We start from the raw sequence: 20,829 nt of genomic DNA, 5'->3' as shown, positions 1-20,829 counted from the left end.
GCTGCCGTGCCGCACAATAGAGGCTTGTCCGCCCGGCGCTCCGGTCGCAAACAGGATGCGGTCATTCGCGCAAACGGGGGCAGACCGCATGATCCGTAATGCGCTTGCGATGCTCGCCACGTTGCTCATCGGGATCGCGCCGCCGCCGCAAGCGCCGTCGACGCTGATCCGCGGCGCCTGGGTCTTCGACGGCACGGGCGCGCCGGCTACGATCGGCGACGTCTTGGTGACCGGCGACCGCATCGCTGCCGTCGCACCGCATTTGAAGGCGCCGCGCGGCGCCCGCACGATCGACGCGCGCGGCGCGACGCTGCTGCCGGGGCTTCACGATCTCCACACCCATGCTCGCGCCCCCGGTTTCCCGGCGCCCGACGATCTAGGAAAGGCGTATGCCGCCTATCTCGCGAACGGCGTCACGCGCACGGTGGACTTTTCACTTTCCGGCGAGATGCTGGCCCCCATCCGCGAGATGGCGGGGTCGGGCGCGGTGGCCGCGCCGCGGCTCGCACTGGCGGTGCGGCTGGGCGTACCCGGCGGGCACGGCACCGAATATGGCTGGGGCAGCTTCTTCACGCTGGAGGTCGCCACCCCGCGCGCGGCGCATGCGGCGATGGCGCGTGCGCTCGCCTATCGTCCCGATGTTATCAAGGTGTTCGCCGATGGTTGGCGCTACGGTCGCTCGCCCGATCTGGGCAGCATGAACGTCGCCACTTTGTCGGCGATCGTTGCCGACGCGCACGCCGCCGGACTGCCGGTCATCACCCACACGGTCACGCTGGCCGGTGCGAAGATGGCGGCGGCGGCGGGCGTCGATGCACTCGGCCACGGCATCGGCGATGCCCTGGCGGATGACGAACTGATCGCCGCGATGCGCGCGCACGGCACCGCCTATATTCCCACATTGGTGGTGTACGAGCCGCAGCAGGATCGTACTTTCACGCAGGCCGAATGGCGCGCCATGCGCCCGCCCGAACGTGCGCGCGAGGCCGCCCGAGGGGCCGGGGGTGCCCAGCCCATCCCGGCACTGGAAGCGCGCCGCTGGACGATCATGCAGGACAACGTCCGCCGCCTCCATGCCGCGGGCATCCCCATCGGCGTCGGCACCGATGCGGGGATCGGCGGGGTCTATCATGGCGGCGCGACGATCCGCGAAATCGCGCTGCTCGCCCGCCTGGGGCTAACCCCGGCAGAGGCGCTGACCGCCGCTACCGCCACCAGCGCGCACATCCTGCGATCGACCGATCACGGCCGCATCGCGGTGGGGCAGCGCGCGGACCTCCTGCTCGTTCGTGGTCGGCCCGACCGGCGGGTCGACGACTTGCGCAATGTCCGCCGGGTCTTCGTGGCGGGGCGGGAGGTCGGCCTGAAACCACTACGCCGCATGTTGGATTCGGATGAACCCTCGCCGCTGCCCGTCCACCGCATGACCGGTCCGATCGACACCGGCATCCGCAACGATGGCCGCACCGATCTCGACACGCTGCCGGTCGATGCGAGCGAACCCGGCGTCGATCACAGCACGCTGGACCTGGCGCGCCCCGGAAAGGCGCTGTTCCTGGTCGCGCGCTTGGGGTCGGCGCGGCGACCCTATGCGCAGTTGATCGTGCCGCTCACCCGCGGCGGCATCCAGCTTGCGGACGCGCGCGGTTTCGCCGGCGTCGCCTTCACCGCGCGGGGCAGGGGCCGATATGCCCTCGCTCTCGACAGCTACGGCCAGGGCGACCGCCTCGAAGCCGCATTCGACGCTGGCGACACAGCAGCCCAGGTCCGCATTCCCTTCACCGCCTTCGTCGGCAAGGCTCCCGCGCGGGCCATCGACCTCACCCGTCTGCGCGCCCTGGTGTTCCGCCTTGACGGTACGCCCGGCGCGCGCGCGTGGCTCCAGCTCGAAGATCTGCGCTTCTACCGCGAGGGTGAGCGGTAGCGGGCCTCGTCCATCTCCCCCTCCCACCGCGCAACCGTGGTCACCACCGCAAGGTTCGCGCTGGCGCTCGGCACCGTGCGGGTCATGTCGAGCAGCCGGTCGAACGGCAGGACGAAGCCGACGACCAACGCGGTCTGCTCCGGCGCGATGCCGACCGCGGACAGCACGGCCGCCAGCATGAACAGCGAGGCGGAGGGCACCGGCGCGGTTCCGAACGCCGCCAGCGCGCCGGTCAGCAGCACGGTCGCATAGACCTGCGGCGTCAATGGCGTCCCGAACGCCTGGAGCGCGAACATGCTGAGCAGCCCGACGTACATCGCGGTGCCGTCCTTGCCGATGCTGGCCCCCAGCGGCAGCACCGTGGAATAGACGGTCCGCCCGACGCCCAGCTCGTCCCCCGCCACCCGCATCGCCACCGGCAGCGTCGCCGAACTCGACGCGGTGGAAAAGGCGACGACCAGCGCATCGACCGCGCTGCGAAAGAACGGCCACACCGGCAACCGCGCGAGCAGCCGCAGCACCAGGCTGTGGACGATCACGATCTGCACCAGCGATCCGATCACCACCGCCAGTGCCAGCCAGCCGACATGGACGAACACCGCAGCGCCGTTTGCCGCCACGGCATTGGCGATCAGCGCGAACACCCCGAACGGCGTCGCCTCCATCACGATGCCGACGACCCGCAGCAGCACTGCGGAAAGCGACTGGAGCAATGCAGCGAACGGCTTGCCCGCTTCACCCGCCAGCAACGTGGCAATGCCGATCAGGATCGCGGCGAAGATCAGCGCCAGCATGTCGCCCTTCGCCAGCGCCTCGACGATGTTCAGCGGCACGATGCCGACGAGTTGGTCATAGGGCGTCACCGGCGGCCCCAGCACATGCGGCGCAGCGGTGCCCAGCGCCGCGCCGACCCCCGGCTTGACCACCGAAGCCACCGCCATGCCCACCGACACCGCCACGAACGTCGTGCCAGCAAAGAGCGCGATCGCTCGTCCACCCAGCGATCCCAGCCGTTTCGGGTCGCCCAGCGCCGTGATCCCCGCCGCGATCGTCACCAGCACGATCGGCGCGACCAGCATCCGTATCGCGCGCACGAAGAGATCGCCGATGAGCGCCACGGAGGGCGTTGCATCCGGCAAGACGAGCGCGAACGCGAGGCCCAGCGCCAGGCCCGCGAGCACCCGCTTCCACAAGGGGATGCGGAACCACGCGCTCAAGAGCAGTGCCCCGTCGGCGTGCGCCGCAGCGGCCGTCCCGCGGCGCGTCCGGTCGCGATCCCGCGCTCGACCGCGATCACGCCGTTGACGATCACCGTCTGCACACCCCGCGCGGGCAGGGTCGGCTGTGCATAGGTCGCCCGCGCGGCAAAGGTCGCAGGGTCGAAGACGACGATGTCCGCGAACGCTCCCGGCCGCAGATGCCCGCGCCCGGCCAGCCCGAACGTATCGGCGGTCAGCGCCGAACTCCGCTCGATGAACTGCCGCAGCGTCAGCACCCGCTGCGCCTTGACGTATCTGGCGTATTTGCGCGCGAAGGAGCCATAGACCCGCGGATGCCCGGTCGACGCGTCGGAGCCGGTCATCACCCACGGCTCGCGCATGAACGTGGTAATGTCCGCCTCGCTCTGATTGAAGGATGCCACCGCCGGATCGCGGACGCGGATCGTCGCGATCGCCGCCGTCACCGCGTCCATGCGCATCCGCGCCGCGACCTGGGCCAGCGTCCGGCCGCGCTCCGCCCCTTGCGTGACGAGAAGAGCCGCAGCGCCGCCACGCTTGCGCAGGTTTTCGGCCATGTCTCGCCGCAGACGCTCGGCGAGCGACGCGTCGGCGAAGCGGCGCAGCAATGCTTCGCGCCCGCCATCCTGCGCCCACATGGGCACCAGCGCCGCGACCAGGCTCGTGCCGCTCGCATCCCAGGGATATTGATCCGCGGTCACCGCTTCGCCGCGCCGCCGCGCAGCCTCCACCTTGGCGACGATCGCGGGCGCCTGTCCTCGAACGTCGATCCCCAGCGCCTTGATGTGGCTGATATGCACCGGCATTCGCGCCGCGTGGCCGATCGCGATCGCCTCGTCGATCGCCGCCGCAAGCCCAACCGTATAGCTTGATTCGTCGCGGACATGGCTGTCGTAGGTGCCGCCGCGCGAGGCCGCTTCCTCCGCCAGCGCCACCACTTCGGCGGTCGTCGCGAAACTCTGCGGCGCATAGAACAGCCCGGTCGAAAGCCCCAGCGCGCCCTGACACATCGCCCGCGCGACGATCCCGCGCATCGCCGCCAGCTCGCCCACATCCGGCGCCCGTCGCGCCTCGCCGATCACCGCGCGCCGCACCGTGCCAAAGCCGACATAGGTCGCATGGTTGATCCCCACCGCCGGGGCTGGGGCCAACGCTGCCGCGCCGTCGATCGTACCGCCGCCGTCGTTGCCGACGAATGCGGTCGTCACCCCCTGCATCAGGAAGGGCAGCACCAGCCGCACCCGCAAATCCGGCGCGGTGAGCATCGTCTCGACATGGGTATGCGGGTCGATGAAGCCGGGCGCGACGATCATTCCGCGCGCGTCGATCGTCCGCCGTGCCGCCATGGTCGTGTGCGGCCCGACATAACGGATTCGGTCGCCAGTGACCGCCACGTCGCCGACGAACGGTGCATCGCTTCCGGTGAACACCGTGCCGCCCCGGATCAGCACATCGGCGCGTTCGGGTGCTGCGCCGAGCGTCAGCAGCGCCAGCGCCGCCAGCGCGACCCGAGTCCTCACGCGCCGCCCCAGAAGCCTGGGGCAGGGGGCATCAGCACGCCCCCGTCGTCGCGAACCCCGCCGGCGCGATCCTCGGCCAACCACAACGGCCCGTCCAGATCGACGAAGTCGCTGACGCTCGCGATATGCAGCGCCGGCGCGATCGACAGCGAAGAGGCGACCATGCACCCGGTCATCACCCCCAGGCCCCGCGCCCGCGCCGCCCGCGCCAGGTCCAACGCCGCGGTCAGCCCGCCCGCCTTGTCGAGCTTCACGTTGACGACGCCGTACCGCCCCGCCAGCGCGTCGAGATCGGCCGCGACATGGACCGATTCGTCGGCACACACCGGCACGCCAGCATCGAACCCGCTCAGCCAGGCGTCCGCCCCTGCGGCCGCGGGCTGTTCGAGCAGCGCAACCCGCGCGTCGATCAGCACCGCGCGCATTGCGGTTGCCACCGCCTCGTCCCAGCTTTCGTTCGGATCGACGATCAGTGCGGCATCGGGCGCCGCCGCACGCACGGCGCGGATTTGCGCGGCGGGGTCGTTCGCATCGACCTTGATCTTCAGCACCGGCGCATGCGCCACCGCCGAAGCCGCCCGAGCCATCGCCTGCGGCGTGTCGATGACGATCGTCAGCGCGCTCGCGATCCGCCCCGGCTCCGGAGTGCCCAGAGACGCCGCGACACTGCGCCCCGACGCCCGCGCTTCCAGATCCCACAAAGCGCAATCCACCGCGTTGCGCGCCGCACCGGGCGGCATCAGCGTCAGCAGCGCCTGCCGGTCGGCGCCGTCGCAGACCGCCTCGCGCACCCCTGCGATCTGCGCCAGGACGCTTGCCACGCTCTCCCCGTAACGGGGGTATGGCGCGCCTTCCCCGCGGCCGACGGTGTCGCCATCGCGGATCGCCACCGTCACCACATCCGCTGCCGTCTTCACCCCGCGCGAGATGCGGAACGGCGTGTGCAGCGGCAGGCATTCGTGCTGCGCGGTGAGCGTGCGCCTCACGCGAGCAGGCGATCGACGATCGCGTCCAGCCCGAAGCGCATCGGATCGGTACACGGCAGCGCATGCTCCTCCGCCGTCGCATCGCACAACGCGTGCGCTGCACCCTCCTCCATCGCCGATGTGTTGAGACAGATGCCAACCGCCCGTACCGCTGGGCTGGTCAGCCGTGCGACCGCCAAATTCATCGCCAGCGTCTCCGCGATGCCTGGCAGCGCCTGCCCCGGCAGACCACGCATGTGCGCGCGTCCTGGCTCGTGGCACAGCACGATCGCCTCGGGCTGGGCGCCGTGGAGCAGCCCGGTCGATACGCCGGCGAAGGAGGGGTGGAAAAGCGACCCCTGGCCCTCGATCACGTCCCACCCGCCGTCCTCGCGCGGCGGAGCCAGCCGCTCGATCGCACCCGAGATGAAGTCGGCGACGACCGCATCCACCGGCACGCCGCTCCCGGCGATCAGGATGCCCGTCTGCCCGGTCGCGCGAAAGTCGGCACGCACGCCGCGCGCCACCAACGCGCGCGTCAGCGCCAGCGTCGTGTACATCTTGCCCGTCGAACAATCGGTGCCGATCGTCAGCACCCGTCTGCCCGCGCGCGGGCGCCCGTTGCCGACCGGCAGGTCCACCGGGGCATCGCGCACGTCGAACAGCGCGACACCCGCCGCGCGTGCCGCCTCCACCAGCCGCGGTTGATCGCGCAGCCGCTGATGAAGCCCGGCGGCGACGTTCATCCCCGCCGCGATCGCGTCCAGGGCGTCGTCGACCAGCGCCGGCTCGATCGTGCCCCCCGAATTGGCGATGCCCAGCACCAATGTCTTCGCCCCCGCCGCCGCCCCCTGCGGCATCGTCATCCGCGGCAGGCCCAGCGAGAACGGGCAATCGTCATGCCGGAATTCGCCCACGCATTTCTCGGGCGCAAAGGTCGCCAGCCCGCGCGAAGTTTTCACCCCGATGAAGTCGGTGCTGTGGCCGAGATAAAGGAGCAAGGGGGCGGGGATCATGCCGCAGGTCTATCGGCGAGCACGCCGATGCGCAAAGGGCTTGTCGCGCACCCCGGTCACAGCGAGATCGCGCGATCGTACCCGGTCAGCTCCAGATACCCGCGCCCGCCCCGCGTCCGCACCGCACCCTCCCAATAGACGGGCAGGCCACTGCGCCGCGCATCCAGTTCCTGCGCCGGAAACAGCGGCACCAGCGTCCACCGTCGCACGCCCTCGGGCAGCCGCACCTGCAGTTCCTGTGCCACCGGATAGACCGCGCCCGTGGCCGCACTGCGCCACCGCCGCAGCGGCCTGAACGCCACGTCGCCGGGCGCCAGCCGCACGACCTGCCCGTTCGCGCGCCGCAGCGATCCTCCCGCCCACAGCACCCCGCCACCTTTGCGCCGGATGCGGAATGCCATCAGCGCCGCGCCATCGTCGAAGTTGATCCCGGTCCAGTCCCATCCCTGCGCCTGAGGGGCCAGATAGTCCGAAGACCATTCGCGATCGAGCCATGCCTGGCCGGTTACCGCCTGGCTCGTCCCGCCCCGCCTCAGGCGCCCGGCGACGCGCAGATGGGGCAGCGAGTAATAGTGACTGGCCTGGCCCGGCAGCGGCCCCTTTCGGCTATACCCCGCCACGCCCTGCAACATCGGCGGCTGCGTCGGCGCCAGCGTCAGGTCGAACGCGAAGTCGCGCGTCGTCACCCGCGCGGACCAGCGCCCGTCGGGCAGCCGCCGCATCCGCCAGTCGCGGATCGCGACATCGCCTTCGCCCACCCGCACCTGCGCGATCCCGAACCCCTCGCGTGCAGACCGATCGCCGTGGAGCAGATGGCCCACCGCCGGGTCGGACAGCGCCGCATGCGCGAACAGCACCTGGCGTGCCGCGAAGCGGCTAGGGTTGCGCGCATCGACCGGTGGACGGGTACGAAAGAACGTCACCTGAAATCCACGCTCGCGCCCGTCCGTGCCGCGCAGCCAGCCGGTGACATACCACCATTCGGTTCGGTATTGCGGATGCGCACCGTGGTCCGCCGGGAAACGGATCGGCACGCCGGGCCGCACCACGGGATAGGGGACCGCAACCGCCCCTGCGACCAGCATCCCGATCAGCGCGCGCATCACCAATCCTCCCGCACCGCCAGCACCACGTCGCGCGCGGTCGCACGTCTGCCCGCCAGCACGGCCGTGCCTGCCGCCGCTCCGGCGAGCGCGGCGATCACGCCGCCCAGCGTCGGCCAGGGCACGATCGTGGTCATCGTCCAGTTGAACGATTGCGGATTGACCACATGGATCAGCACCTGCGCAAGCACGAGGCCGAGCGCGACCCCCGCCACGCCTCCGATGACCCCCAGGATCATGCCCTCCAGTGCCAGCATCGCGACGATCTGCGCCTTGGCCACCCCCAGATGCCGCAGCATCCCGAACTCACGCGCGCGCGCCACGGTCTGTGCGGACATCGTCGCCGCAACTCCGGCCAGCCCGACCAGGATCGCCACTGCCTCCAGCAGATACGTCACCGCGAAACTGCGATCGAACAGGGCCAGCGCGAAGCGCCGCAGCCTGGCCGGCTCCGCAATCTCCACCTGACCGCGCAGGTTCTCCGGCAAACGGGCCATCAGCCCGCGCGATACCTTGGCCGCGTCCGCGCCCGGCCGGAGGGTCGCCGATGCCTCGTCCCGTGTCGCATCGCCGGTCAGCCGCGTGTAATCCCGTGCAGTCACCGCCACCGCCCCGGCCTGCCGCGCATAGTCACGCCAGACCCCAGCCACCGCGAACCGCGCACCGCCTGCGATCGGCAGCGTGACGATCTGCCCCGGATTCCAGCCGTAAAGCCGTTGCGCCGGCTCCGACACCCACATCGGCGGCACGCTCGCAGGAAGCGTGCGCGCCCGCTCGATCAGCACCGGCGCTTCGGCCTCGGCCCCGCGCGCGATCAGCGTTACCGCAGGCCGATCGGCGGCGATCGTCAGCGGCAGCTGGCGGCTGAACGCCAGCGCCCCGATACCCGGCGTCGTCGCAAGCCGCGCCTGCGTCACGGGATCGAACGCCGCACCGGCGTTGGCGCGTATGTAGAGATCGGCGCCCAGCACCTGCCCAAGCCAACTGTCCACCGCACCGCGAAAGCTGGTCACCATCGTCGCCATCGCGATCATCAGCGCAGTCGATGCGACGATCCCGCACAACGCCGTCGCCGCGGCGCCCGGCGCACCATGAACATGCCGCACCGCCAGCAGCCGCGGCACATGCGCGCTCTCCCCGCGCGCCAGCGGCGCCAGAAGGGTACGCGCGAGCCAAGGCACACCTGCCACCCCGCCCGCCAGCAGCAATGCAATGCCCACGAACCCGAACAGCGGCAGCCCGCCCACCGCCGGCAACAGCGAAAACCCCGCGCCAGCCACCAGCAGCGCAAGCGCAGGCCACCATGCCACCGGCGTGCGCGGGTCGATCAGGTCGCCCGCATTCTTCAGCGCAGCCGCCGGCGCAGCGTGCGAAGCGGCGCGCGCGGGCAGGGCGCTCCCCAAAACCGCCGCCGCGACGCCGAGCACGAAGAACCCCGCCGCCGCCAGCGGCTGAAAGGCCACGCGCGACGTACCCGTGCTGAAATACCCTGCGCCCAGGTCGCCCCCGAACCACCGCAACGCACCCCAGGCCAGACCATAGCCAGCCAGCAGGCCCAGCCCTGCGCCAGCGATGCCGATCACCAGCCCCTCGATCGCCACCGCTGCAACGATCCCACGCCGCGGCAGCCCCAAAGTGCGTACCAGCGCGAACGCGCGCAACCGCCGGGTCACCGAAAGCGACTGTGCCGAAAAGACCAGGAACGCGCCGGTGAGCAGCGCCACCAGCGCGAGCATGTCCAGGTTCACGCGGTACGCACGCGACAGCGCGTCGCCTTGCGCGCCTTGCGCCTGCGCGCTCGACAACACCGCCTCGGCGGGCAGCAATGCGCGCAAGGCCGGCTCCGCCGCGCCGCGATCGTTCAACGACAGGTCGATGCGGTCCAGCTTGCCCAATCGCCCGAATCGCCACTGCGCCGCGGCAATGTCCATGACGCCCAGCGCCGCCTCGCCCGCGCCCGGCAGCGTTCCCGCGATCGTCAGCCGCACGGCGCGTCCGTTCGCCACGGCCGTTACGTCTTGGCCGACCTTTGCGCCGGTTTGCACCAAGGCGGTGCGCGACAGGAACAGCGCTGTCTCGTCGAACACCGCGCCGCCGCGTGTGTCCGGCCCCTGCGATGCCATGCCGATCAGCCCCGGCGTCACGGTCGCCGCGCGGATGACGTCCAATCCCAGAATGGTAACCCGCTTTCGTCCGATCTGCGCATCGACGCGCACCACGGGACTGGCATCCGCGACGCCCGCCGAAGCGATCACGCGGGGATAGATGCGTTCGTCGAAACCCAATGGCGTCGTCGCCCGGATGGTCAGTTCGGCGGCCCCGTTCACCCCGCGTATCGCGCCGTCGAACGAGGCAAGGGCCGATCCGTTGACCAGATGCACCGCAAACCCCAGCGCCACGCCCACCGCGATCGCCACCGCTGTCAGCACGAACCGCGCCGGGTGCGACCGCGCTTCGCCCCAGGTCAGCCAGAAAAGCGCCAGCCGCGATGCTGCCAGCCCCGGCTCACCTGCCACGCGGCACCAGTCCCTCGGCGGTCAGCGTCAGCACGCGGTCCGCAATGGCTGCGGTCGTCTCCGAATGGGTCACTAGCACCGCCGCCGCACCGCCTCCCTCGTCCCGATCGGCGCGCACGGCGTCCGCGAACAGCGCCAGCACGCGCGCCGCGGTTTCGGGGTCCAGGTTGCCGGTTGGCTCGTCCGCCAGGATCAGCGCAGGGCGATGCACCAGCGCGCGCGCGATCGCCACCCGCTGCAACTCGCCCCCCGAAAGATCGCGAGCATAGCCGTCGCCCCGGTTCCCCAGTCCCACCGCGTCCAGCATCACATCCGCCCGTTCTCGCGCAGCATGCGCGTCCGGCGACACCAGCGCCAGCGGCAGCGCGACGTTCTGCCGCAGGGTCAGATAGGGCAGGATGTGAAACGCCTGGAAGACGAAGCCGATGCGTTCGCGCCGCACGCGGGTGCGCGCCGCCTCGTCCAGCGGGCCGAGCGCGATGCCGTCGATCCGGACCTCTCCCGCATCCGCGCTGTCCAGCCCGGCCAGGATGTTGAGAAAGGTCGATTTGCCCACGCCCGATTCCCCGACGATCGCCACCAGTTCACCGCCGCCGATCGCCAGATCCAGCCCGGTGAACAGCATGCGCGGGCCGGGCACCGCCTTGGCCAGCCCTGCCGCCGAAAGGCGCAGGCCGCCGTTCTCGATCGCTTCGTTCATCTCGCGGTTCACTATCTCCTTCATCGCTCCAGGGGTAGGCTCTGCGGATGTGGTATGAAAAGCACGGTCCGCGTCGCTTTCATAATATCGTAACAGAGCCGTAATTTTCCGCATTGCCAACATTGCGCAAATCAGTTCTCTTGCGATCAACCAAAACAAAACGATCCGCAGGCGTGCAACTGAACCCTTGGCAATACACCCGTATCGCCAAGTCGTCGGTCGACGCCTGCAAAGGACGAGGATGCCTCCGATCGGCCGTCCCGAGGATCTCGGGACGCGGTGTGACCCGGCTGCGACGCTGCCGGGCTTCTGCGGAGGGGGCATTGATGGTTTCACGAAGGCAGATGTTGGGGCGGCTCGGACTGGTCGGGGGCCTCGGCGCGACGATGGGTGCGATGCAGGCGCTGGGGCTGATGGGGACGGCCTTGGCGCAGGATATGAGTGGCCTCGTCCCGACGCTCGGCAAGGGCAAGCATGTCGTCGTGCTCGGCGCCGGCATCGCCGGGCTCACCGCCGCATACGAGCTGGAACAGGCGGGCTTCCTCGTCACGCTGCTCGAAGCGCGCACCCGGGTCGGCGGCCGCGCATGGACGGTGCGCGACGGCGACAAGATCGAGATGACGGGTGAGGACACGCAGACCGCGCGCTTTTCCGACGGCATCTACTTCAACGCCGGCCCCGCGCGCATCCCCAGCTTCCACCAGGGCCTGCTCGGCTACGCCAAGAAGTTCGGCGTGCCGCTGGAGGTGGAGGTCAATTCCAGCCGCTCGGCCTATGTGATGGCTGACGACGGATCGAAGATCCGGATGCGCACCGCGATCAACGACATGCGCGGCAAGATCGCCGAACTGCTCGCCAAGGCGATCAGCCAGGGTTCCCTCGATCAGCAATTGAGCGTCGCCGACCGCGAGAAGCTGATGCCGTTCCTCAAGGCTTACGGCGATTTGGAAGAGGGCAACGTGTTCAAGGGCACCGAGCGATCGGGCTTCGGCACCGCGCCCGGCGCGGGCGCCATCTTCGCCTCGCCTTCGACCGCGATGCCGCTCGACCAGCTCCTCGCCAACCAGCGTCTGCCGATGACGGTGTTCGAGGACAACCTCTATATGCAGGCGACGATGTTCGAGCCGGTCGGCGGCATGGACCGCATCCACGCCGGCATGGACGCGGCGCTGCGGCGTCCCGCCCTGCTCGGCGCGGAGGTGCAGCGCATCCGCCAGAAGAGCAACGGAGTCGAGATCGTCTATCGCGACACGGCGAGCGACGCGGTGGAGACGGTGCAGGGCGATTACCTGATCTGCACCATTCCCTTCCCCGTATTGGCGAAGATCGACACGAACTTTTCCGCATCCCTCAAGCGCACGATCGCTTCGGTGGTCTACGATTATTCGAACAAGGTCGCCTTCGAATCCCCGCGCTTCTGGGAGAAGGAGCAGATCTACGGCGGCATCTCCTTCGTTGGCGGCCCGACCGCGCTGGTCTGGTATCCCTCGGCCGGCCTGCACAGCGAACGCGGCATGCTGCTGGGCTGCTACGGCTCGGGCAAATCCGCCGGCGAGTTCCAGAAGCGTTCCATCGCCGAGCAGATCGAATTCTCCCGCGGCGTGGTGGACAAGCTCCACCCCGGCCACGGCCAGGATCTGACCAACGGCATCGCGGTCAACTGGAACAAGATCCCCTACAGCCTCGGACCCTGGCCCAACTGGAACGCCGGTTCGGCGAACGGACGGCAGGAGGGGCATATCGACACCCAGGCCTTCCGCTTCCTGCAAGCGCCCGAGGGCCGCGTGTATTTCGCCAGCGCGGCGCTCAGCCAGACACCCGGGTGGCAGGAGGGCGGCATCCAGTCCGCAAGGACTCAGGTGCTCGCGCTCGCCCGTCGGGTCAGCGCCCAGGCCCTGGTCGAACCGGCCCGCCACGCCGCCTGAGCACCACGCTACGCACGGCGCGGTCGGGGGCCTCGCCGAAAGAGAATACGCAAAACGTCACGAAATCAGAGGGGATGTCTGGACGGCGCCAATCAATGAGGGGGAAACCTTATGAAGCGCGTGTCCACGATTTCGTACACTGCCATAGCCGTCGCTCTTGTCGCCGGGGGGCACCAGTCAGCCGTGGCGCAAGCTGCCGCGACTCTGCCTGCGGCCGTGCAGGCGGGCGTACCCGCCGCTTCTACTTCGGTCGCAGCGGACGCTGCGCAGGCTGGTGCCACTGTCGCCTCCGCCGCGTCCGTCACCGTCGACGAACCCCAGGGCGGCGACGATGTCATCGTGACCGGCACGCGCACCACCGGTCTGCGCGCTTCGGACAGCCCGACGCCGATCCAGGTCGTCGGCGCCGATGCGCTGAAGACGGTCGGCCAGACCGATCTGATCCAGGCGCTGGCGCAGCAGCTGCCGTCCTTGCAGGCGCAGGCGTTCGGCACCGATCAGGCGCAGTTTCGCCCGTCGCTCAAGCTGCGCGGCCTCAACCCTAACCACACGCTGATCCTCGTCGACGGCAAGCGGCGGCACGGCTCGTCGAGCGTCAACGTCGCCGGCGGCGCGTTCGGCGGCAATGCCGCGGCCGATCTGCTGCTGCTGCCGCAGGACATGATCGAGCGTGTCGAGGTGCTTCAGGACGGTGCCGCCGCGCAATATGGCACCGATGCGATCGCGGGCGTGGTCAACTTCATCACCAAGAAGCGGACCTCGGGCGGCGATCTGAACCTGACCGTGGGCCGCTACCTGGATCAGGGCGGGGAGCGATATGACGTCATGGGTACGGTGGCCTTCGCGCCGTGGGAGGGGGCTTATGTCGACGTTACCGGCGAGCGCCGCTATCAGGGGCGCAGCTTTCGCGGCGACCTGGACCCTCGCGTGGTGGATACCGGCGTCAACGCCAATTCGAACACCGGCGTGAACGGTGGCCGCTACCTCCTCGGCCGCTTCCCGGGCATTCGCGACTTCAACAATTACCCCGAGGTCAATCAGATCGCCGGCGACGGCAAGCTGCAATTGACGAACGGCGCGGTAAGCATGGGCACGAAGCTCACGTCCAATATCGACCTCTATTCGTTCAACACCTATTCGCATAAAGAGGGCTATTCGTTCCAGAACTACCGCGTGCCCACCGTGGTATTCGGCAAGCGGCGGATCACGGGCGCGCCGACGGCCACCGGGGTATCTGCCGCATGCGCCAACAACCTCGTGGTCGCGACGTGCGCCGCGACGTCGGCGGACATTCCCTTTCCGCAGGGCTTTCTGCCGCAACAATTCCTCGACGAGACCGATTATTCGGTCAACCTCGGCATCAAGGGTGCGTTTTCGGGTACGACCTTCGATCTGAGCACGACCTACGGCAAGGACATCAGCCGCACCAACGTGCTCGATTCGGCCAACGCCGCGCTCTATTACGACACGTCGACCACGACCACGCCCGGCTATACGCCCCGCGACACGCACAACGGGGACTTCATCTTCGACCAGTGGGTCACGACGCTGGACCTGACGCATCAGTTCAACGCCGGCCTGGCCGAACCGATCACGCTGGCCGGCGGTCTGGAATATCGCCGAGAAAGCTATGAGCTGAAGCCGGGCGAAGTCGCGTCTTATTACATCGGCACCGGGGTTGCCGGCGGCGGCATCCAGTCCTTCTTCGGCTATGCGCCGTCCGACGCCAGCCTCAACCGCCGCCACGTCTTCGCGCAATATCTCGACGTCAGCGTCAAGCCCGTCGATCAGGTGTTCATCGAGGGCGCCGTCCGCCACGAGAATTACGACGATTTCGGCGACACGACGATCTTCAAGCTGACCGGCCGGTTCGATATCTCTCCCGCGATCGCCATCCGCGGCACCGCTTCCACCGGCTTCCGCGCGCCGACCCTGGCGGAAGGATTCTATTCCGGCGTCAACGTCGCCCCGACTTCGATCACCGGCGTGTTCCCGCCCAATTCGGCGGGCGCGGCCGCGCTCGGCATCTCCAATCTCGGGCCGGAAAAGTCGACCAACTTCAGCGCCGGGCTGGTGCTGCATCCGGTCGGCCAGCTGACGGTGACGATCGATGGCTATTACATCAAGATCAGGGACCGGATCGTGCCGTCGAGCACGTTTCTGGGCTATTCCAACAATTGCCGCACCAATATCGCCGGGGCGCCCTGCACCGCGATCGTCTCGCCGTCGGTCATCACCGCGTTGCGCAGCAACGGCGTGCCGGTGGACTCGGTGATCGCGGCGATCGACGGCGGCGCGGCGGGCACGGTCGGCGTCAGCACCTTCGTCAACGGTATCGCCAGCCGCACGCAGGGTATCGACATTCTTGCCACCTATCCCCTCGATCTGGGGAATGCGGGACGGATCAACCTTTCGCTGTCCGGCAACTATAACGAGACCAAGATCCTGTCGGTCAATCCGCCGCCGACGAACATCGACCGCCGCCAGCCGGTATTCGACGTCTACGCGCAATCGGCCCTTACGGACACCACGCCGAAGTACCGCGTGACGGCCAGCGGCAACTGGCGCTGGGATCAGCTGAGCGTCAACCTGCGCGAGAGCTATTATGGCTCGCAATCCATCATCAGGACGCTGCCCAATGACGGCGTGGCCCGGTACAGGCAGACGATCAAGCCACAGTTCGTCACCGACCTTGAAATCGGCTACCAGATCATCGAACCGGTGAAGCTATCGATCGGCGCCAACAACCTGTTCAACAACTATCCGACCCAGATTCCGAAGTTCATCCGCGATCAGCAATATGCGCTGAGTTCTACGGCCTTCATCACGCGGTATCCGACCGATTCGGCAATAGGAATCAACGGCGGCTATTATTACGCGCGCCTGAGCCTGAGTTTCTGATGTGATCCACGCCGGGCGCATCGTCGCGCCCGGCGTTCAATGCCAGGGAGGATATATGATCTTGAAGACACTCGCCGCCGCCGTGCTGCTCGCCGCCCCCGCCTGCGGCTACGCCCAGGCGAAGCCCGCGATCACCCGCCACGCCAACACCCCGCCGGGGCTGATCCTGCAAAGCGTCACCGTGCCGCCCGGCATGACGACGCTCTACCTCAGCGGACAACTCGCCTCGCCGGTCGATCCGGCCAGCAAGACGCCGCCCGCCCAGATGACGATGGCCGATTTCGGCGACACGAAGACGCAGACCGTGAGCATCTTCAACAAGATCAAGACGATCCTGACGTCGAAGGGCTATACGATGGCCGATATCGTCAAGCTCACCGTCTTCGTCGCGGGCGATCCCAAACTTGGCGGCAAGATGGACTTCGCCGGCATGAACGAAGGGTTCAAGATGTTCTTCGGCACGCCCGAAAACCCCAACACCGTCGCGCGTTCGACGATCCAGGTAGCGGCGCTTGCCGGCCCCAACTTTCTCGTCGAGATCGAGGCGGCCGCCGTCAAGTAAACCGATCAGGCGCCGCTCAGCCAGCGCACCGTCACCGGCCGTCCGGTAGCGGGCACGTGCAGCCCGTCGGCGGCGACACGGGCAGGGCGACCGTCGATGGTCGCCTTGCCCGGCTTGCCCGCCAGTGGCCAGGGTATCACGAACCCGCCCGCCGGCCGTGCGTCGCCTGCTATCGTGACCAGGACGCCATCGCTGTCGCGCCGCATCGCCAGATCGACCGTCCCCGCGGTGGTCCGCAAAGCCCGGATCGACGATCCCTCGCCGACCAGCCACGCCGCATCCAGGCCACCGCCAAGAACGACTGCATCGCCCCGTTCATAGGCGAACAGATCGAGCGCCGCGCGGATGAAGTCCGACGCTACCCACGCATGCGGCATGTCGCCGATGAACCGGATTTCCCGCGGCACCCTGCCGACCACCTCGGCCCAGCCGTTCCACGCCGCCGGCCGCCGATCCGCCATATAGGCGTCGAGCAAGCCGTTGGCGCGCGCTCGCCAGCCGAGCCGCACGAAAGCGGACACGTTTCGCAGTTCATAAGGCGTGTAATCCGCCCAATCCTTGCCTGACTTCCGCGCCGTCACCCGCTGCCATTGCCGCTCGAACGTGTTCGCCAGCAGCTTGGGATCGAGCCGATCCTGCTCGCCCGCCGGGTCGAGCGCCATCGTGGTCGACGTCGCATCGAAATCGCCCAGGCTGGTCGCGCCCGGAATGAAGTCGATGCCGAACTGCTTCACCGACGCAGCAATTGCCGCGTGGAGATCGGTCGCGAACTGATCGCGCTGGTCCGCGATCGTCGCCGCCTCCGGTTGCCCCAGCACCCGTGCCGCATCGGCCGCGTCTTTATAACCCGTCAGCGCCCAGAAATCGTCCCACAGGCTATATTGCGCCTGCGCCGAATAGCCTTCGTGGCTGATCGACGGCGGCATGAGTCCGTAGCGCGCGGTCCCGACATTTGCCGCGATCCGCTCCGACTGGCGCAGTCCCTCCATATACCGCCGCGCCGCGTCCAGCCGGGGCCAGTCGCGCAGCAGCGCCGCACGGTCGCCGGTGAAGCGATACAATTGCGTCACCAGGTGAATATATTCGCCGTGTGAATCATTCTCCGGCACCGGATCGGCCCCACGCGCGTCGACGCAGCACGGCACCTTGCCGTTCTCGAAAAGATAACCGCCATACCAGCCCGCAAATTCGCGCGCAGGGGCCGTCACGCCCAGCCTCAGCAGCGTATCGGACATCATCGCCCCGTCGCGTATCCAGCTGCGATCGTAGGATCGCGTGCCGGGCTTCAGCGCCGCGCCGTCGCGGCTCATCAGCACATGCGCCAGCGCGGTGCGCACGGTATCGGCGACCGCCTGTTTGGACGGCGGCACGCGGATCGCCACGCCCCCCAATTTCGCCCGCCACTCCGCTGCCACCGCGTGATGCGCCCGATCGAACGCCGCCGTGTCGATTGCCGGCGCCGCGCCGAACGGGATGACGACGGGAACGTCGGCACTTTCGCCAGGCGAAAGGTCGACGTCATAGGCGAGATAGGCGGACGCGAGGCCGGTCGCATCCTCCAGCATTTGCGCATTCGCACTGCCGCCTCGGGTCTCGTCGATCGGCGGCGTGAGCGCGCCCTCATCGAAGGCGCGCAGCGCCACGGCGGTGGGCGGTGCCAGACTTTGCACCATCCGCACCGTCGCCGGATCGCCCTCGACCGCGCCCGGCGTCGTCACCGCGAGCGACCCTTCCTTCCACGCGATGCGTGAGATCGTGCTGACCCCGCCCACCTGGCTCAAAAATTGCGCTGGTGGGTTCACCTGAAACGGCCGGACGGCAAGCACCAGCCGCAGCCGGCGGCGCGCGGTGCCGGTATTCGTCAGCCGCCACCGCGCCATCAGACGCGCGTCGGTCGCGAACAGTGCGGTATCGAGCGTCCATCCGTCGCCGGTCCACAGGACGTGCGGCATTGGCAGGCTGGCCTCCTCCAACGATTGCCGCGCGCCAACGTCGGCCCAGCCGAAACGTCTGCCGCCCGCGACCACGAACGGCTCGATCGAGAACGCACCCTTGGCCACCTCGATCGCCCCGTCCTCGCCGATCAGCCCCGACGCGGGGCCGCCGTCGGGGCCGACGAGCGTCCAATAGGATTGCTCGGTGAAGCCGCGCGGAAAGGTGCCGCGCGGCGCCGCCTTGGCCAGCGCCGCCACGAACGCGTTGGGCGTCGCCCCCCATTCCGGCGGCTGCACCATTATCTCGGCCAGCCGTGCCGATGCCGCGCCTTTGGGCAGCGTCACTCTCACCCACCGCGTTTCCAGCCCCGCCAGTGCGATCGGATCGTCCGCGCCGTCGCCTTGCTGCACCTGTCGCACCACGCGCCAGCGCCGCCCCTCGTCCGACGCCTCCACGCCGTAGCGCGGTGCCGCCCCCAGCCAGTGCAGCGTCACCCCGCCCAGCGCCTTGGTCCCTCCGAAATCAACCGCGAGCGCTCCACCGCCGCGCCCGGTCCAGGCGGTCGCCATGTCACCATCCATTACGCGCGCGTCGCTGGCGCGCGGGGCGGGCAGGGGGGCGGGCGGCGGCAGCGCGGTGTAGCGCAGGTCGTCGATGTCGATCGTCCCCGCCCCGCCATCGCGCCCGCGCACCACCACCAGCTCGACCCGATCGGTATGCCGCAAAGACTTGTCCGCGATCGGCCCCCACGCGAACGCCACGTCGCGGGCGCGGATGCGCAGCGTCTGCCATTCCTTGGACGCGCGAAAATTGGCGCGGCGATACCACCAGACGTTGGTGCCGCTCGCGTCGGTGAACTTCAATTGCAGGTCGTTGACCCCACCGGTTCCCCGCACCCGCAGCGTCACCTCGAAATCCGCGGCCCAGTCGATCGCGAGTGGCCGCGCGACGAAGGCATAGCCAGACACCTTGCCGAAATCATAGGCGAGCCGCAGCGCGCCGTCGGGCGCGCTGGCGCTTGCCGAAACGCCGTCGGACCCTTGCGCGGTCCACGGCGCGACGCGATCGAACGTGTCGAGCGTCACCCCCGCCTGCGCGGCCAGCAGCAGCGCGATCATGCCAGCCACCCGCCGGTGAAGCCTGCGCGCTCCAGCCCGCGACGGATGTGCGGATTACGCCGCATCGTCTTCCAGACAAGCCCGCTGCGCCAATTCTCGATTCCCCCCAAGATCGGTCCCTGATCGATCCCCAGATAGTCGCCATCGACCCAGCCGGTTCCGGGCACCACCTTGCCGTGGCGAAGCGGCGCCGACCCGTCGGTCAGGGTCGGGTTGAACGAATCGAGGAACCCGTACCGGCCGTATATGCCCCGGCCGTAGCGCCCATGCATCGCGCGTATCGCCGGAACGACGATCTCGGGCGCAAAGGCGATCGAACCGAGCGCGGCGGTCGGCGCGATCGTGCCGTCGTCGCGGTCGCCCGGCCCGCGCGCCGAATAGCTGAAGAACGCGCGCCTCCGCCCGTCGATCGTCGCTTCGAAGTCGCCAGGCCCGTCGCAGGCTGTCAGCCCCCAGCAGTCCGCGCCATAGCCCGCGAACCCGCCCGGGTTGACGATCGCATAGCGCCGCTGCGCATGGGTCGCACGCACGCTGTTCTCGAAGTAATCGATTCCCCTGGACGCGATGTACGGCTCACGGATCCCGCGGAAGTCGATCCACAGGTGGCTGTACTGATGCCCGAACAGCGGCGGGAAATGCAGGTGTGCCGGCCCATAGCGATCCGTCCAGCTAGCATCGAACCGCCGGGTCAGCGCGCTCCAGCTCGATGGCGGCACCGGATGGGTCGGCGACGCGAGTGCCAGTATGTAGAGCAGCATCGCTTCGTTGTAGATGTCCCAGTCGCTGGCGATGAACCCGGTTTCCGGGTGCCACCCCATGCCCACGAAGGTGCCGCGCGGCATGATCGACGTCCAGTCGACCGCGCGGTACAATTGCTCGGCCAGTTCCCGGATGCGCGCCTCTCGCGCGTCCTCCCCATCGAACCAGGTCTGCGCGAACAGCACGCCGGCCAGCAGCAGGGCGGTGTCGATCGTCGACAGCTCGGTCCGCCCGAACCGCGTGCCGGCGCGCATGTCGAGGAAATGGTAGAACAGGCCCTTGTGCCCGCTCACGCCCGTGGCGCCGGGGCCTTGCGGCGCCGCGGCCAGAAACTCCAGGCACGCGAGCGTCCGCGCGCGCGCCTCGCCCCGAGTCATCCAGCCGTTGGTCACCCCGATCGGCCAGGCGGTCAGCGCGAAGCCCATCGCGGCGATCGACGCGAACGACGGCGTCGGCCAGCGATCGGGCGCCAGCCCCGTCTTGCGGTCGGTGGTATCGCGAAAGAAGGCGAAGGTGCGTCGCTGGATATCGCCGATCAGGTCGCGCGAAGGCCGGGCAAGCCCATCGCCCGCGATCCCCACCAGCCCCAAACCCGCCGTGCCCAGAAATCCGCGACGGTCGAGCATGGCCTGGTCCTTGATACGCAA

13 protein-coding genes are annotated in these 20,829 nt (G+C 68.9%); 4 read left to right on the top strand and 9 right to left on the bottom strand.

Translation table 11 applies throughout. The features are described 5' to 3' along the window. Nucleotides 1–88 precede the first annotated feature (88 nt). Nucleotides 89–1,924 (top strand): amidohydrolase family protein, encoded by a 1,836-nt coding sequence (locus VF643_RS01395; RefSeq protein WP_331041571.1) that lies wholly within the window; start codon nt 89–91, stop codon nt 1,922–1,924. Here the strand turns inward: VF643_RS01395 and VF643_RS01390 are convergent. The 7 genes from VF643_RS01390 to VF643_RS01360 are packed head-to-tail and all read right to left on the bottom strand — an operon-like array spanning nt 1,903 to nt 11,006. Next, entirely contained in the window at nt 1,903–3,147 is a 1,245-nt protein-coding gene (locus VF643_RS01390) for a dicarboxylate/amino acid:cation symporter (RefSeq protein ID WP_414713770.1), read from the bottom strand. The genes VF643_RS01395 and VF643_RS01390 overlap by 22 nt on opposite strands. Continuing rightward, nucleotides 3,138–4,682: an N-acyl-D-amino-acid deacylase family protein gene (locus tag VF643_RS01385; protein ID WP_331041569.1), complete on the bottom strand. Its 1,545-nt coding sequence runs from the start codon at nt 4,680–4,682 to the stop codon at nt 3,138–3,140. The genes VF643_RS01390 and VF643_RS01385 overlap by 10 nt, the downstream gene beginning before the upstream one ends. Continuing rightward, on the bottom strand, nt 4,679–5,668 hold the full coding sequence (gene dgcA, locus VF643_RS01380) for an N-acetyl-D-Glu racemase DgcA (protein ID WP_331041568.1): 990 nt from the start codon (nt 5,666–5,668) through the stop codon (nt 4,679–4,681). Before dgcA ends, VF643_RS01385 begins: the two co-directional genes overlap by 4 nt. Then, entirely contained in the window at nt 5,665–6,663 is a 999-nt protein-coding gene (gene dgcN / locus VF643_RS01375) for an N-acetyltransferase DgcN (protein WP_331041567.1), read from the bottom strand. The genes dgcA and dgcN overlap by 4 nt, the downstream gene beginning before the upstream one ends. A 56-nt stretch (nt 6,664–6,719) precedes the next feature. Further along, nucleotides 6,720–7,766, bottom strand: a complete 1,047-nt coding sequence (locus VF643_RS01370) for a carotenoid 1,2-hydratase (RefSeq protein WP_331041566.1) — start codon at nt 7,764–7,766, stop codon at nt 6,720–6,722. Beyond that, nucleotides 7,766–10,282, bottom strand: a complete 2,517-nt coding sequence (locus tag VF643_RS01365; RefSeq protein WP_331041565.1) for an FtsX-like permease family protein — start codon at nt 10,280–10,282, stop codon at nt 7,766–7,768. The genes VF643_RS01370 and VF643_RS01365 overlap by 1 nt, the downstream gene beginning before the upstream one ends. After that, a complete protein-coding gene (locus VF643_RS01360) occupies nt 10,272–11,006 on the bottom strand; it encodes an ABC transporter ATP-binding protein (protein WP_331041564.1) in 735 nt (244 codons plus the stop codon). Before VF643_RS01360 ends, VF643_RS01365 begins: the two co-directional genes overlap by 11 nt. 320 nt (nt 11,007–11,326) lie before the next feature. On the opposite strand from VF643_RS01360, the gene VF643_RS01355 reads away from it, so the two are divergent. The 3 genes from VF643_RS01355 to VF643_RS01345 all read left to right on the top strand — a co-directional run bounded on the left by VF643_RS01355 (nt 11,327) and on the right by VF643_RS01345 (nt 16,370). Beyond that, nucleotides 11,327–12,907 carry a flavin monoamine oxidase family protein gene (locus VF643_RS01355; RefSeq protein WP_331041563.1) on the top strand — a complete coding sequence of 527 codons (1,581 nt, stop codon included), beginning with the start codon at nt 11,327–11,329 and terminating at the stop codon, nt 12,905–12,907. 183 nt (nt 12,908–13,090) lie between these two features. Further along, complete coding sequence (locus VF643_RS01350) at nt 13,091–15,808, top strand: TonB-dependent receptor plug domain-containing protein (RefSeq protein ID WP_331041562.1); 2,718 nt, start codon at nt 13,091–13,093, stop codon at nt 15,806–15,808. 55 nt (nt 15,809–15,863) lie between these two features. Then, on the top strand, nt 15,864–16,370 hold the full coding sequence (locus VF643_RS01345) for a RidA family protein (protein WP_331041561.1): 507 nt from the start codon (nt 15,864–15,866) through the stop codon (nt 16,368–16,370). Between the two features lie 5 nt (nt 16,371–16,375). Here the strand turns inward: VF643_RS01345 and VF643_RS01340 are convergent, their stop codons facing one another. Together VF643_RS01340 and VF643_RS01335 are read right to left on the bottom strand one after the other, a co-directional pair. Then, nucleotides 16,376–19,423 (bottom strand): discoidin domain-containing protein, encoded by a 3,048-nt coding sequence (locus VF643_RS01340; RefSeq protein WP_331041560.1) that lies wholly within the window; start codon nt 19,421–19,423, stop codon nt 16,376–16,378. Continuing rightward, the gene (locus tag VF643_RS01335) at nt 19,420–20,808 is read right to left on the bottom strand and encodes a glucoamylase family protein (protein ID WP_331041559.1); all 1,389 of its coding nucleotides are present in this window, start codon (nt 20,806–20,808) and stop codon (nt 19,420–19,422) included. The genes VF643_RS01340 and VF643_RS01335 overlap by 4 nt, the downstream gene beginning before the upstream one ends. Between the last annotated feature and the right edge of the window lie 21 nt (nt 20,809–20,829).

The organism is Sphingomonas sp., from assembly GCF_036387595.1.
GTDB lineage: Bacteria > Pseudomonadota > Alphaproteobacteria > Sphingomonadales > Sphingomonadaceae > Sphingomonas.
The sequence above is the reverse complement of the archived record's forward strand: the minus strand, read 5'-3'. Positions and strand labels throughout refer to the sequence as shown.

Coding starts and splice junctions, on each gene's coding strand:
- VF643_RS01370 (WP_331041566.1), bottom strand. CDS start 7,766: ATGCGCGCGCTGATCGGGATGCTGGTCGCAGGGGCGGTTGCGGTCCCC.
- VF643_RS01345 (WP_331041561.1), top strand. CDS start 15,864: ATGATCTTGAAGACACTCGCCGCCGCCGTGCTGCTCGCCGCCCCCGCC.
- VF643_RS01395 (WP_331041571.1), top strand. CDS start 89: ATGATCCGTAATGCGCTTGCGATGCTCGCCACGTTGCTCATCGGGATC.
- VF643_RS01335 (WP_331041559.1), bottom strand. CDS start 20,808: ATGCTCGACCGTCGCGGATTTCTGGGCACGGCGGGTTTGGGGCTGGTG.
- dgcN (WP_331041567.1), bottom strand. CDS start 6,663: ATGATCCCCGCCCCCTTGCTCCTTTATCTCGGCCACAGCACCGACTTC.
- VF643_RS01360 (WP_331041564.1), bottom strand. CDS start 11,006: ATGAAGGAGATAGTGAACCGCGAGATGAACGAAGCGATCGAGAACGGC.
- VF643_RS01355 (WP_331041563.1), top strand. CDS start 11,327: ATGTTGGGGCGGCTCGGACTGGTCGGGGGCCTCGGCGCGACGATGGGT.
- VF643_RS01340 (WP_331041560.1), bottom strand. CDS start 19,423: ATGATCGCGCTGCTGCTGGCCGCGCAGGCGGGGGTGACGCTCGACACG.